Origin of the sequence: Brasilonema sp. UFV-L1, assembly GCF_012912105.1 — a bacterium.
Taxonomy (GTDB): Bacteria; Cyanobacteriota; Cyanobacteriia; order Cyanobacteriales; family Nostocaceae; genus Brasilonema.
In genome coordinates, this window is record NZ_QMEA01000069.1 from 20,825 (window position 1) to 35,326 (window position 14,502).

Here is a 14,502-nt window from a genome sequence, read left to right on the forward strand (position 1 = left end):
GCGATCGCCTACTTTGACAGGTTTAGAGGAAATACAACATATTTTTCTCTAATCAGAGTCATAAAAGAGCGTTAATCAGCTGGACTTGATATGAGGCTCACTGCCGAAGGCTCATGCGCTGGGGCTTTGCGCGTAAGGAAAGCGTTAGCTCCGGCCCCCTAAGGGGCTAGCGATCGCGCAAAGCTCCAAAGAAAACAAGCAAACCAATACACCGCGAAATATTTCGCGGTGTATTGCTGTAGCCAAGGGCTTTTGCGTTGTCCAAAGTAGCAAGACGAATGATCAATCAACGATGAGAAAATTTCTACAATTCCATCCAGTGAGAGCTTTATCTAAGTAACCTTGTTACCCTCACGTCATATTCAGTACCTTTTGGATGTTCACTTCTAGCTTGGTGGAGTGCTATGTTATCAGCTTTTTGTTTTGACTCTGCGTCGATTTCGTATCGTGTCGTCCCGTTTTGACAGGTATTATTTGTTTTGTCGAAAAATTCTTTAATATCCACCAATACTTCGTAGGTATGAACCATCTTAGCACCTCCGAATGTGCAGTTTGTAAACAATACGAACTGAATCTACTATATGAATTATGAATCGACAGAAGTGCCAGTCCTCAAACAAATACAATTCTTTAGGCTTTGCAAGGAAGGTTATGAATACTTTTCAGAACGAAAAAATTAGTCATTCTTCTTCCCTCTGAACACAAGTTCACCGTGCGACACGTCGGTTGTACAAACAGAGGGCATTTTCGCGTAAGATTGCATGAGCGATTTCCATTGCTTCCATCGCAGTCACATCACCATCTTGGATTGCTTGATCTAATACTTCTCCCAAAATGTGAACCCCCCACTTTGCTCCCAAATAATACAACTCAGGAATTTGGTGAGCATCAGATGAATACATTAGTTTTGTGGTTGGAGCTAACTCCAAGAGTTTGCTCATCGCTTCCCGCATTCCGGATACACTCAGAAATGGTATTGCCAAACCAAAATCTAGATAAACTTGGGGATAGACAGAAGCTAAGTAACCAGCTTCTTGCATATAGGGATATGCAGCATGGAGAAGGACAAGGGGAACATTGCGATACTCTGGTGATTCTAAGACAGAACGCAGATAGAGAGGATTTGCAAAACGCAAATCCAAATCTGGATCACCAAAACCAGTATGCAATTGCACTGGTAGCCGATGTTTTGCTGCAACTAAAAGCGCCTGTTGCAGAAGAAAATCAATTAAAACTTTGTCTGTAAGGCGTATTGATTGATAGTCTAATTGTTGTTTCATGTCATAGAACCTACAAGCAGCCGCTGCCAAAGGAACAGGTTGGATATCCAAACCGGTACGATAGCAAACAATGCTCTTGAAGGCGATAACCCCAACTGGCGGTGGATCAATCTCGCTGTTAAACTTTTCTAAGAAAGTCTCAAAAGAATCTGATTGGGGAATTAATTGTTCTGCTAGTTCTTCTAACCGCAGAATCCTTTTCACACAGACAAATTTTTCATGCCATGATAAAGGTAAAATTGAGTCGGTTTGCAATCCATCATCTAAATAAATTGCTTCTAAATTGGCGGCGCTAAAACACAGCTGTGTTAATTGTTCCAAACCTAAGCTGTCACGACGTGCCAAAATCATTTCTTCTTGCGCCTCACAGTTCAATAAAGTCGCAATGTCCCTGAGGCTGCGCCTATAAAAGAAGGTATGACGAGCATGGTAATTGATGATTTCTGAGTGATTACCTTCAGTAAAAGCAGTAGAGTAAGGATCGCGGGCTGCTACTTCAGGACGAAGCAGATTATGGGCGTGTTGGTCTATCAGAGGAATATCAGAGAGATTCACAGAGCTTTCCTTATGCGTCTAGAGATTCTACAGCAGTCTTGTTTGAGTTGTGAAATCAAGGCATTGGATAAAAAAGATGAGGAGGATGAGAAAATATCTTGACTTATTTCCCCCATTTTCCCCTGATGAGTGTTCACGAATCATTTAAAATTACTATATTTCAATTTAATATCGCTCTAGCAAAAGTGTAACTTCTTCTATTAATTCCCAATCTTTCATCGCTTCCCACTCAGCTTGACGTACTGCTAAGAAAGCTTGCGACAATTGTGGATTCAAAGCACTCAAGAGGATATCATTTTGTTTGAGATGAGCTAAAGCTTCTCCAAGGTTTGCAGGTAACGGATCTATACCGGCGACACGGCGCTCATCTACTGATAAGTGTCCGGGATCTACAGCAATTGGATTTGGTGGTTCTAATTTCCGTTGCACGCCGTCTAATCCTGCGGCGATGACTGCACCTAAAGCTAAGTAGGGATTAGCTGTTGCATCTACGGTTTTTAATTCAAAGTGGGTTGAACCTACCATTTCAGGAGAACTTGGTACTCTCACAGCGGCTTCACGATTGTTCAATCCCCAACAACGGAACGCACCACTCCAACTATGGGGACGGATGCGACGGTAAGAGTTGACACTAGGAGTCGTTAATGCCATGAGTGCTGGTAGATGATCCAGGATTCCAGCAATAAATGCGTTCGCGCTTTGCGCGGCTCCCTGCTGAAGCATTGCCACTTTAGAAAGACCACAGACACCTTGTTTTACATCGATTAGCAAATTCTGTCCACCGTGCCAGAGACTCAGATGAATGTGGCAACCACTACCAGCAGCATCTGGGAAGATTTTAGGTAAGAAAGAAGCTGTGAGGTTGTGGCGACAAGCGACAGCACGTACTGTTTCTCTAAACGCAATCTGCCAGTCAGCACAACGCAAAGCATCAGTATATCGCATGGAAATTTCATGCTGACCAGGACCAGATTCAGGGTAATACTGTTCTACTGGTATCCCTTGAGCAATAAGTGCATGGGCAATTTCATCAATAACTTCCTGATTCATGTCCATCGCCTGAGTGGAAGCAAAGACAGTCGAGTCTCTTGGTACAAATTCTTGGGATTTTTGCTGTAGCAAATAAAACTCATTTTCAAACGCTGCTCGAATTTCCAACCCTTTAGATTTTGCAGCGTCAATCATCCGTACCAAGAAATTCCGAGGACACAGCGCCCAAGGTTCCCGATAATGTACCATATTTCCCATGACACGGGCATGACCAGGAGAATAAGGCAAAGGTGTCAGGCTAGACCAATCTGGCACTAATCTGATTTCACCTACTGGACTAAGACCAGTTTCGGGAACAACAGCATCGTACATTACAGGAATCCCTTGTTGTCCTGCGGATATACCCACACCATGTTCAAAGTAGTGGGACAGCATTCCCAAATGAACAGCTTTGCCACGAATAATGTTGGCATTGTCGCACCACAAAATGCGGACAAAATAGATACCAGCATCTTGAAGAGATTTTTTAACTTGTTCAAATGTGTGGTTTTCAGTCATCGCAGGAAGCTAAACAGGAAGCTCGTTAGACAGATTAAAACGTTAGTTACATAAACGCAGCTTATCACGCGCTCCTGGATGAGTCACAAAATAATCTTGAAGCCATTGACATCCTCGTGCTAGTAAAACATCTAGTTGCAAATTCCACAAAATCACCTTGCCATCCTTACTACCAGAAGCAATGATTTTTCCAAACCCCTGCGGGGACGCTACGCGAACGGGACTGAAACTCACCCTTGTGACTGAACCGCTGTGTCCTGTGAGGGTAGTAATGGGAGTTCCATCCCGTTTCCAAAGTTTGATAGTTGTGTCATCACTACCAGAAGCAAGGATTTTTCCAAACCCCTGCGGGGACGCTTCGCTAACGGGGCTGAAACTGACGCTTGTAACTGAACCGCTATGCCCAGTCAAGGTAGTGATTAGTTTTCCGTCCCGTTGCCAAAGTTTAATAGTTTGATCTGTACTCCCTGAAGCAATAATTTCTCCATTAGGGCTGAAACTTATACTCTTAATATCTTTTCTATGTCCATTTAGGGTAGTAATTAAAGTCCCATCTAAACGCCAAAGTTTGATAGTTCTATCATCATCATCACCACCAGAAGCAATAGTTTTACCATCTGGACTAAAACTGACACTTTTTACCCAATTTTTATGGCTATCTTCAGGGTGGGATGAAATTAGAGTGGGAGCATCCAACTTCCAGATTTTAATAATACCTGGGTCGGTACCAAAAGCAATAATTTTACCATCGGGGCTAAAACTGACACTTGTTAGCCAATTTTCATAATCAGGGAGGGCTTTAATTAGCTTCCTATCCCACTTCCAGAGTTTAGCAGTTCTTTGATTCATACCAGCAACAATAGTTTTACCATCTGGACTGAAACTGAGGCTATTATCCAAACCTTCATATCCTGTTAGGGTATCAATTAAAGTTCCATCTCTCTGCCAAAGTTTTACAGTGCCATCACCACCGGAAGCTATAATATCTGCATTAGGGCTGAAACTCAGGCTTTTTATCCCATTTTGATGTCCAGTTAATTTAGTTACCAGAGATACATCTAGTTGCCAAAGTTTAATTTTGCCATCTTTGTCAACAGAAGCGATCGCTTTTCCATCAGGGTTAAAACTGACACTAGCTACTGAATCGCTATGTCCAACAAGGGTATTAATTAGAGTACCATCCAATTGCCAGATTTTGATAGTTTGGTCGTCACTACCAGAAGCAAGTATGTTCCTTTTATTATCAGGGCTGAAACTGATAGTATTTATCCTACCTGTATGTCCCTGGAGAGTTCTAATCAGAGTGCCATTGGATTTCCAAAGTTTAACAGTGTTGTCATCACTACCAGAAGCAATAATTTTTCCAAACCCCTGCGGGGACGCTACGCGAACGGGACTGAAACTGACACTTGTTACCCTACCTTTATGCCCAGACAGAGTTTTAAGCAAGGTTCTATCGCGGTTCCAAAGTTCAATATTTCCTTCTTCACTACCAACAGCAATAATTTCCCCATTAGGGCTGATTGCAGCAGTTGTAATTAAATTACTCTGCATCTGGATAGGTATAGTTGTAATCAGATTACCATTCAATTGCCAAAGTTTTACCGTTCCATCTTTGCTGGCAGAAACAATAGTATTGTCAGAAGTAAATGACACACTGACTACTCGATTTTGATGTCCAACTAGGGTTTGAATTAGAGTACCATCTCGGTTCCAGAGTTTAATAATACCGCCATCATTAGCAAAAGCTATGAGCTTACTATCAGGACTCAAACTCACAGTATTATATCTATTATTTCTGTCGCTGATTATTTGACCAATGTCAAATTGATTATATTCACGAATATTAACGAGGATATTCAGTAAAGTAGATAAGGGAGTGGTTGTTTGATATTCTGCCAAAGAAGATTTATTTTGCACAAGGGTTTTTAAATCTTGACCAGCTTGCATAGCTAAAAGTAAAGCTTCAAGTTGTTAAGATTGAAATTGTTGTTCAGCATTATATCCAACCTGTGTAAGTCTTGTAGCTTCCTTGGCTGTATGTAGTTGGTTTTGTCCTACAAAAACCAGAATAGTTGCAACAATTCCGCCAATCCAAATGATATACTTCGCTTTCTTATTAGCTTTAGCTAATTGTTGCTTTGCCTTTTTATTGGTTTCGGTCAGTTTTTGACTAGCTATTTCATTAGCATCAGCTAATTTCTGATTAATTTCAGTCAATTTATGATTAGCTTCAATTTGTAATTCTGTAGTAATTTTTTGGCTTTCTTGTAAAAATTCATAATCTGTATTACTGAGATTTTTACCAACTGCCCATGTTAAAGCCTCATCTAAGGCTTTTCCTTGCAGTAGCCAAGATTGCTCTTGCTGGGAATTTAACCAGTTATTAATTGCTTCACTATAGGGGCGAAGTTTATCTAATTCTTGTTCAATCCAATCCTGGTTATAAACCGCTTGATAAATGGGATTATATACTTTTAAAAAATTGTCTTTTTTTACGACTAAACCTGATAGTCTTAATTCTGTTTGCTCTTGACTACTATTTACGATTACCTTCTCACCTGATTGCAAAACTTGCTGGTATAATCCCAATAATCTACCTGCTTTTTGTTCATTACGCAGTAGGCGATCGCGTATAGTTCTTAAATGCTCTGGTTCATCTTGAGCTTCCCAATTATTTATAATATATTTCTCAACTAATTCATTAACATTTAGATAGCCGTTTGTTCTTTCTTGGGCAATTAAACTGCACAACTTTTGTGTAAGAAATGGCTGTCCACCAGTCCAGTGTAACACGTCTTGTAAAACCACTTCTGGATACTCTGCTGTGTCTGCTAACCCTGGAATTAATGCATCTTTCGCTTCGACAAAGCTAAATCCAGTTAATTCTATGGAACTACCAATATTAAACGGTGTGCGTTCTCTCTCTTGAATTAAATCAGACGGTGTGGCTACTCCTAGCAAACAAAAAGTTAGACGTTCATATTTGGGAGATTCAGCACGTTGATTGTAACAAGCACGAATTAAAGCAAAGAAATCATCTTTAAATTCAGTTTTGAGCAAAGTATCGATTTCATCAATAAAAATGATGATATTGGCTGATAATTTATTTAACACCAAGGACTCAAGTAGTAAATTTAATCGCTGCACATCTGTCCAAGAGTCATGCTGTAACCACCAACTATTAAAATCTATATCATCAATCTCAAAACTAGTTAACAACTGATTTGCAAATCCCTTATACCATTTTTCTGGGCTGACATGACCACCAAGGATAGTCAAATCAATAGAAGCACATTTTATTCCTATTGATCTGAGTTTTTTTATTGCTTGGACTCGCAAACTAGATTTTCCCATCTGTCGCGAGTTAAATACAAAACAATACTCCCCAGCCTTCAGTAGTTGAAAGATTTGTGCGTCGGCTTTTCGAGATACATAAGTGCGATGATTCGCATTTAAACTACCACCGACTTTATAATAGTTGTCAAATTTCATTGCTTTTACCCTGCAACTATGAAAAATCTAGATTTCTTTAGAAACGCGGTTTTAATCAGGTGTAAAACTTTATTCTCGTAGGACGTATAGCGATACCTTAACGCAATCTTTCCGCGCTATTGGTGCGTTATACCAATTTTCTGTAATAGCTTGCCCGTAAAGTGCCATAGCTGCATATTATTTTTACCCCTCCTAACCTCCCCTTGCTAAGGGGAGGGCAGTTAACGGCGGTGGGGTTCTTTCTATCTGATAAACGCTTCCCTACAACTTACACTTGGACATCGCGTGGAAAAATTGCAATTATCCGTTGGAAATACCCCTGGTTTAACAATCAAAAGATTACTCCTGAACAACGCTGTGAACAAGTATCGTCACGATTCCAGACTGCTTATAACAAGCAAAGCTTGTCTTACATCACCAATAGCACAGTCAATGGTGAAAATGTAATTTGCACAGCCCGTCAAAATGATGGGGCTTGCGATACCGTACTGCTAACTTTACGAGATGAAGATAAGCCTTTAGAGATTCTTGATGAACTCAAAGAAATTCTTAGAGGACGGAGTACTACACCGATACAGCATAGTTCTAAACAACGTCCTGTCTACTACAAAATTGATATTAATAAGTTTTTGCAAACAGCCCCTGTAGAAAAGGAATAATATCAAGTCTGGCTGATACCACACCGCTATTGTGTCAGGAAATATGCTCGTAGTAGACGCTTCAGCGCTAGGAAAAACTTAGATGCTTAGCATAATTTCTCTTTAATTAAGAAGCATTAAAGTGCTTACTTTGAGCATTTTTCTTATCTTACATCTTGCACCTGGTCAAACACATGTCAAAATCGTTACATTTTATTTCACTCCGTTCTCGTCCGCCTAGGACTGTAAGTCCCAGGCTAATAGTCTAAGTCCATTAAAATGAACTCAAACTGGAATTTTTTTCAGTTTCTTTAAACACTAGTAAATGCACTCCTTAGTGCTTGACTCGTAATGGTGCAAGATCTCAGTTATCTATTGGTTTACTCAACATTACTTTAATCAATTGAAAAAATGAAGCGCTTTAATATTGTTGCGATCGCTAGCTTAACTGGTTTCCTCATGCTCTCTAACGCCTACGCTAAAATATCTCAGCAAGTATCTAATCAACCAACTTCTATACTTGCAAATAATACCTTAACTCTAGAAAAACTTCGTCAACTAGCTCAAGCTGTCACTGTTAAAGTGTTGAGTTCTAATAAAGGTGGAAGTGGAGTTTTAATAAGCAAACAAGGACGCACTTACACCATTCTAACCAACGCCCATGTCATTAGTACCAAAGGGACTCATAGTATCCAAACACCTGATGGTAAAACCCATAAGACTACAGTTATTAGTCGTGGGGATTCTTTATCAGGTAATGATTTAGCTGTCTTGCAGTTTCAAGCTCAAGAAAATTACCAAATTGTTACCTTAGCAACCAACTCTAATTTATCCGAAAATCAAGAAGTCTTGGCTGCTGGCTTTCCCGATGATAGCAAAGAATTAGTCATCACGAATGGCAAAATATCTCTACTATCTCCTCAACCATTAATTGGTGGGTATCAAATCGGGTATACCAATGAAATTCGACAAGGAATGAGTGGAGGAACGCTATTAAATCAAGAAGGTAAGTTAATCGGGATAAATGGTTTACATAACAATGCGATTTTAAACGAAACTTACACATATCAAAATGGGACGGTTCCCAATGCAGAAGAAATTCAGCGATTGAAAAAATTTAGTTTTGCTGTTCCTATTCAAACTTTAGCGAAAGTCGCCCCAAACTTAGCAGTTATTCCCACAGGAAGATAAACGTCAAAAATCTCTATATGATTTTGATAAAGCAATTGCTATTGCTCCAAATCGCTCTCACGCTTGGAAATTTAAAACCAGTGTATTAAATCAATTAAAAAGATATCCAGAGGCTCTAGCAGCAGTTGACAAGGCTATTGAGTACAGTGAGAAAGATAAGAAAGACTTTAGTCTTTCTTTGTTTCGTTCGTCAATATTATTTCAATTAAAAAGAGATCCAGAAGCGCTAGCAGCAATTAACGAGGCGATTAAAATTCAGGAGTTTGATTTCAGCTACTTCGTACGGGCTAAGATCCACGCTGTGTTGAAAGATTATCAAGCAGCACTAGCAGATTTGAGTCAACTGATGATATTTCAACCTGATAATGCCAATGCTTACATTTTGCGAGGTCAGATCCACCTTGGATTGAAAGATGATAAAGCAGCACTAGCAGATTTTAATCACGCGATTAAACTTCAACCTGATAATGCCTACGCCTACTGGTGGCGGGCTAGTCTCTACAAAAACTTAAAAGATAATAAAGCAGCACTAGCAGATTTTAATCACGCGATTAAGCTGCAACAAAATAATGCCTTTAACTACGTTTTCCGAGGTACTTATTACGATGCTGTCAAAGATGAGAAAGCCGCTCTAGCAGATTTTAATCACGCGATTAAGCTTCAATCAAATAATGCTGATGCCTACTACCAGCGAGGTATTTTTTACAAATATTTGAAAAATGATCAAGCAGCATTAGCAGATTTTAATCAAGCGATTAAATTTGAAGCAGGTAATGCCAAAGCCTACTACTGTCGGGGCGTTGTCTACCAAAAGCAAGGAGACGGGAACGCTGCATTATCAGAATATGCTCAGGCGCTTGCCAAAGACAAAAAATTTGCCGCAGCTAACGCAAAAATTGGCTACATCAAATATGAAAGAGGAGATGTTGAAGGGGCTATTCAAGAGTTGCAAAAAGTAGTTCAAGTTGATAGTGACTTAACAGGAGCGCAATTAGCACTTGCAGTAGTTTTACATAGCAGAGGTGAGCAACAAAAGGCTCTAAATATGGCACAAGCTACCTTGCGTTTAGATAAAACTTTAGCTGATGTTGAGGTTCTCAAACAACATCTCTGGGGTACACGCCTAATTGCAGAGGGGGAAAAGCTTCTCTCTCATCCTAATATCCAAGCATTGCGAGTCAAGAAATAGGTTAGCTGTTGTTGTGAGGATTATGCAAAAAAATTTTTTCGGCGATCGCCGAGTTCCTACTGCATACATATTTTAACGACCTTTCCCCCAATAGCCGCTAAAATTGATGTATTGCGCTTCTTTAAAACTTGACAAGTTTTTAGATTACACCTATGCCACAGACTGCTAACTATCGGCTTAATATCTTGTTAGAAAATAAAAATGATGTGGTAATTGCTTCTGCCCTAGAGCTTCCCTCTTATCGAGTGGAAGCGGCTACTCGTGAGCTGGCACTTCAAAGCCTGACTCAGCTATTAGCAACCCACCTAAAAGATGCAGAAATTATTCCTGTAGAAATTAACGTGTCTCAAGCAGCAATCTCTGAAAACCCTTGGATTAAGTATGCAGGCTTTTTCAAAGACGATCCATATTTTGCTGAAATTGCTTTATCAATTCGAGCCGAACGGGAGTCAAACGATGATTCAGAGGTTGATCCCTCCTTGTACATGCTTGAATAGCCTTTTCTTATGAGTCTATTTATTTTGGACACAGACCATGTTTCATTGTGGTTTCGAGGGAATTCCTCAATTTGTGCTAAAACCGCGCAATTGTCATCCAATATTGCAGTAACGATTGTCACGGTTCAAGAGCTGTTTAATGGGTGGGTTGTTAATATCAACAATCCCTCCCAAGCTAATAATTTAGTCGAGCTTTACACAAGGTTCTGGGCAACGGTGGACTTTTTGCAAAGCGTTCGGATCTTAAATTTTGATGCTGCTGCTGACACGCAATATCGGCAGCTACTCAAGGATCATTCCGCACTCCGCAAAAATCGAATTCAGAAAGATGTGCGCATTGCAGCGATCGCACTCTCAGTCAATGGCGTTTTAGTGACTCGCAATCAGCGGGATTTCTCGCAAGTCCCTGGCTTAGTATTGGAAGACTGGACACAAAATACTGTCTAAGCGTGGGTTGGTCTATCTCAAATCTTGTTAGCGGCACTATCGTTGAAGCGAACGTAAGATTTCCTCTCAAGCCAAACAATTCATCAGTTTTGTAGGGTAATATCATGTCCGGTTAATTGCTTATAAATCCCGCACAACCCCACCCCGGTTTTGTCTTGCGCCAAAACCGCCCCTCCCCTTGGTAAGGGGAGGGGTGCAGAGATCGCGGAAATCACAACTAATCAACCGGACATGATATAAGTTATCGCCACGCCGTTTACGTTTACACTTAACTGTTGAAAAAAACTTCACCTTGATAGCTTATCACCGTATTATTGGAGAATTTATTCTCAAATTCTGACGTAGGTTTAGCAAAGACAACTAAAATACTGATTAGTAAAAAGAGTTAACCATAACTAACAAAAATCAGCTATTCAGGAATGTCTTAATATGAGAATTAAACTTTTACAAATAGGAACATCAGCAATTTTAGCAAGTGTAGTTGTTACGAGTGGTGTTGGGACGCTCTTTAGTTGCCAATTAAGTGCAAGCGCTAAAAACACTAAAGAATCTGAGAATTTTTTAGTTAGTAAGAAGACAGAGGGAAAAGAATTAAATATTATCCTAGCAAACAACTCTGAAGAACAAAACAGGATTCGCCTCTATGAAAAAGCTAGTCCGGCTGTAGTTGCGATCGCTCTTGGAACACAAGGACATGGTAGTGGTTTTATTGTCAGTCCAGATGGTCTAATTTTGACTAACGCTCATGTTGTTCAAGATGGTCCGAAAACTGTTGCAGTAGTGCTTGCTGATGGCAGACAAGTCTTAGCTGATGTGCTTGGTTTTGCATCTGGTGGCTTGGATTTAGCAGCGCTCAAAATTCGCAATCAGAAAAATTTGCCCTTCCTGCGTTTAGCGTCTCCTGGTTCAGCGCGAGTTGGTCAATCGGTCTATGCTATTGGTACTCCCTTGAGTCTGGAATTACAAAATACTTTAACCTACGGGATTATCAGCCGCATTGACACCAAATCAGGCTTAATTCAACATGATGCTGCTGTTAACCCCGGTAATTCTGGAGGACCACTGCTAAACTCTAATGGGCAAGTCATTGGTGTTAATAGTGCCATTTTTACTGGTAATGAGATTAAAAGATTTATTGGCATTAGTTTGGCAATTCCTACAAATATAGTCCAGCCTTTTTTGATAGCCGTAGAACGAGGTAATGCTGAGGTAGCGACTCAACGCCAAAAACCTAGTAATATTCAAGAAACAAATTTACCTTTGAATGCTCAAGTTCTACAAGCGGCTTTAAAAAAAGGCGATCGCACTCTCCCAAACAATAGCTATTTTCACATTTATGCATTTGAAGGTAAAGCAGGTCAACAAGTAACTATTGAGATGGATAGTAAACAAATAGACTCTCATTTATACTTACTGCTTCCTGCTAAAGAAACGCTAGTAGGGGAAAACGACGACATATCTCCAAAAGATTTTAATGCTAGATTGACTGTGACTTTACCTGAAAATGGAATTTACTATCTGTTAGCTAACACTTTTGAAGGAGGAGAATCTGGGAGTTACAGATTACGGGCTATGATTTCTCAGAAATAAAATAGCTACGAAGTTAATATAACTAGTGCAAGCTGGCAAAAATAACTAACCAGTGGTATAAGTAGTATCAAACACTGATAAGCTCAAAGAATCAAAACAAAAGGGAGAGGGGAGAAATGCCCCAACCAGTTGCGATAAGCCGGAGGCTTGACGCAGAGCGTATCGCCATCAGATTAACCTCACAACAAAAACGGTTGTTAGAACAAATAACTCGCGCCCGCACAAATCCGTATCGGTTAGTGCAAAGGGCACAGTTAATCCTGTGGGCAGCTGAGGGAATGACGAATACAGAAATTGCGTCAACCGATACGATTAACACGCGGACAGGTGCGATTATGGCGAACAAGATGGCAAAATGCAGAGCAAGAATGGGAGCAAGTGAAATCAGAAGGTATCGAGGATGAAATGTTGCTCACACAGATCATCTCGATACTTAAAGATGAGCCACGACGTGGGAATCCAGGAAAATTTAGTCTCGAAGAAATCGTTCAAATTATTGCAGTTGCGTGTGAAATACCAGCAACTTCCTCGCGTCCAGTCAGCCACTGGACGCCCAAAGAGCTTGCAGACGAAGTGGTCAAGCGCAAAATAGTACCAGAGATTTCGCCCCGAAGCGTGGGTCGTTTTTTAAAAGCAAGCAATGTTGCAACCACATCGAAGTCGTTACTGGTTAAACGCAAATCCACCAGACCCAAAAGTATTTAAACAAGAGGTTCAGCAAGTTTGTCATTTATACCAAAAAGCAGAAGAACTAAAACTTGAGAGTGTGCATATTGTCAGTACGGATGAGATGACAGGTATTCAAGCACTCGAACGAGCATATCCCACCCAGGAAATGGAACTTGGCAAAGTTGAATACCAAGAATTTGAGTACATTTGGCATGGAACCCTTTCTTTAATTGCCTCTTGGGGCGTAGCTGAGGGACTTGTACTAAATGCTTCTGTTAAAGAAACACGCTAGCGTTGATGATTTCGCTAATCATATTGCTCAAATAATCGCCACCAATCCAAACGATGGATGGATTTTTGTTACCGATCAACTCAATACTCATAAGTCCGAGTATGAGCGTTCGACTTGTCGTAACTAACTGCGGTATAGACATTGATTTAGGTGTTAAAGGTAAATCTGGTATTCTCCATTCAATGGAGTCTCGTGCAGCATTTTTAACTGATACAAGTCATCGAATTCGTTTTGTTTATACTCCAAAACATAGTTCTTGGCGATGTAGCAGATTGAGTGTTGGTTTAGTATTTTAGTACGTCGTTTACAACGAAAGTGGTAACTTTATTTCTACTAACGACCTCAAACAACAAATTTTGAATTTTATTGATTACTTTAATCGCACTTTGGCAAAGCCATTTGTTTGGAAGTTTTTAGGCTATCCTGATTCTGCTTAGACTGGTCAGTTATTTTTGCCAGCTTGCACTAGATAATTTGTGATTAGCCATCATCCCTGACACATTAAGATCCTCAATCCCTATAACAGCGTGGTTCTTGCAGAGGTAATGAGTCATCTTGTGGATTGTGTCTTTTCGGACGTTAGCAACGCGCTGGTAAGTTTTAGCTATTCTGCGCTTGCATCGCTCTCTTTTTTGAGACCCTTTTTCTTTACGTTGTAACTGCCGTTGTAACCTAGCTAATTGCTTTTTAGTTTTTCTATAAGCTTTAGGATTATTAAAAGTGACACCAGTTGACAGGGTAGCTAAAGCATTTATCCCTAAATCAACTCCTACAAATGGTATTTTATTTGGATTAACTTCAGGTTTTTCTTGCTCGTAAGTAAATGATATATACCATCCATCTGCCGAGCGAGAGATAGTAACTTTTGAAACCTCTACGTGTGGGAAACCTTCAAAACTTTTCACCCAACCAAATGGTTTAGGCAGTTTAACTTTTGTCCCACCTACAGCTATTTTACCTGGACTTCTATCTAGGGTAAAACTGTCTTTAACACCTTTTTTTTTGAAATTAGGATACTTAGCTTGTTTTTTAAAGAAACGACTGAAAGCTAGCCCAAGATGATCAAATGCAAACTTACTAGGGCTAGGGCGTGTTTTCAAACTCGTTGTAT

16 protein-coding genes are annotated in these 14,502 nt (G+C 40.0%); 10 read left to right on the top strand and 6 right to left on the bottom strand.

From position 1 onward, the window contains the following. Window positions 1-328 precede the first annotated feature (328 nt). From DP117_RS20055 to DP117_RS35450, 5 genes are all read right to left on the bottom strand, one after another. Window positions 329-529 carry a hypothetical protein gene (locus tag DP117_RS20055; protein ID WP_169220029.1) on the bottom strand — a complete coding sequence of 67 codons (201 nt, stop codon included), beginning with the start codon at window positions 527-529 and terminating at the stop codon, window positions 329-331. 178 nt (window positions 530-707) lie between these two features. Next, window positions 708-1,835, bottom strand: coding sequence for an amidohydrolase family protein (locus tag DP117_RS20060; RefSeq protein WP_169220030.1), 1,128 nt, complete (start codon window positions 1,833-1,835; stop codon window positions 708-710). Window positions 1,836-2,000: 165 nt separating this feature from the next. Further along, window positions 2,001-3,383: a glutamine synthetase family protein gene (locus DP117_RS20065; RefSeq protein WP_169220031.1), complete on the bottom strand. Its 1,383-nt coding sequence runs from the start codon at window positions 3,381-3,383 to the stop codon at window positions 2,001-2,003. Window positions 3,384-3,425: 42 nt separating this feature from the next. After that, entirely contained in the window at window positions 3,426-5,333 is a 1,908-nt protein-coding gene (locus tag DP117_RS35445; protein WP_211176221.1) for a WD40 repeat domain-containing protein, read from the bottom strand. A gap of 24 nt (window positions 5,334-5,357) precedes the next feature. Next, a complete protein-coding gene (locus DP117_RS35450; RefSeq protein ID WP_211176222.1) occupies window positions 5,358-6,878 on the bottom strand; it encodes an AAA-like domain-containing protein in 1,521 nt (506 codons plus the stop codon). Between the two features lie 230 nt (window positions 6,879-7,108). Between DP117_RS35450 and DP117_RS20075 the strand changes: the two genes are divergently transcribed. The 10 genes from DP117_RS20075 (at window position 7,109) to DP117_RS35470 (ending at window position 13,687) form a co-directional block, all read left to right on the top strand. Then, window positions 7,109-7,537 (top strand): COP23 domain-containing protein, encoded by a 429-nt coding sequence (locus tag DP117_RS20075; protein ID WP_169220032.1) that lies wholly within the window; start codon window positions 7,109-7,111, stop codon window positions 7,535-7,537. Between the two features lie 390 nt (window positions 7,538-7,927). Beyond that, window positions 7,928-8,707: a serine protease gene (locus DP117_RS20080; RefSeq protein ID WP_169220033.1), complete on the top strand. Its 780-nt coding sequence runs from the start codon at window positions 7,928-7,930 to the stop codon at window positions 8,705-8,707. A 40-nt stretch (window positions 8,708-8,747) separates the two neighbouring features. Continuing rightward, entirely contained in the window at window positions 8,748-9,896 is a 1,149-nt protein-coding gene (locus tag DP117_RS37305; RefSeq protein WP_339381334.1) for a tetratricopeptide repeat protein, read from the top strand. A 152-nt stretch (window positions 9,897-10,048) separates the two neighbouring features. Continuing rightward, entirely contained in the window at window positions 10,049-10,393 is a 345-nt protein-coding gene (locus DP117_RS20090; protein ID WP_169220035.1) for a hypothetical protein, read from the top strand. Between the two features lie 9 nt (window positions 10,394-10,402). After that, complete coding sequence (locus tag DP117_RS20095; RefSeq protein WP_169220036.1) at window positions 10,403-10,840, top strand: type II toxin-antitoxin system VapC family toxin; 438 nt, start codon at window positions 10,403-10,405, stop codon at window positions 10,838-10,840. Window positions 10,841-11,269: 429 nt separating this feature from the next. After that, window positions 11,270-12,430, top strand: coding sequence for a trypsin-like peptidase domain-containing protein (locus DP117_RS20100; protein ID WP_169220037.1), 1,161 nt, complete (start codon window positions 11,270-11,272; stop codon window positions 12,428-12,430). 116 nt (window positions 12,431-12,546) lie between these two features. Further along, window positions 12,547-12,834: a hypothetical protein gene (locus DP117_RS35455; protein ID WP_211176223.1), complete on the top strand. Its 288-nt coding sequence runs from the start codon at window positions 12,547-12,549 to the stop codon at window positions 12,832-12,834. Window position 12,835: 1 nt separating this feature from the next. Next, window positions 12,836-13,135 (top strand): helix-turn-helix domain-containing protein, encoded by a 300-nt coding sequence (locus tag DP117_RS35460; protein ID WP_211176224.1) that lies wholly within the window; start codon window positions 12,836-12,838, stop codon window positions 13,133-13,135. Continuing rightward, window positions 13,071-13,391: a hypothetical protein gene (locus DP117_RS35465; RefSeq protein ID WP_211176225.1), complete on the top strand. Its 321-nt coding sequence runs from the start codon at window positions 13,071-13,073 to the stop codon at window positions 13,389-13,391. The genes DP117_RS35460 and DP117_RS35465 overlap by 65 nt, the downstream gene beginning before the upstream one ends. A 101-nt stretch (window positions 13,392-13,492) precedes the next feature. After that, on the top strand, window positions 13,493-13,687 hold the full coding sequence (locus tag DP117_RS35470) for a hypothetical protein (RefSeq protein WP_211176226.1): 195 nt from the start codon (window positions 13,493-13,495) through the stop codon (window positions 13,685-13,687). Window positions 13,688-13,837: 150 nt separating this feature from the next. Here the strand turns inward: DP117_RS35470 and DP117_RS20110 are convergent. Next, on the bottom strand, window positions 13,838-14,502 hold a 665-nt coding region (locus DP117_RS20110; protein WP_211176227.1), incomplete at its 5' end, for an RNA-guided endonuclease TnpB family protein.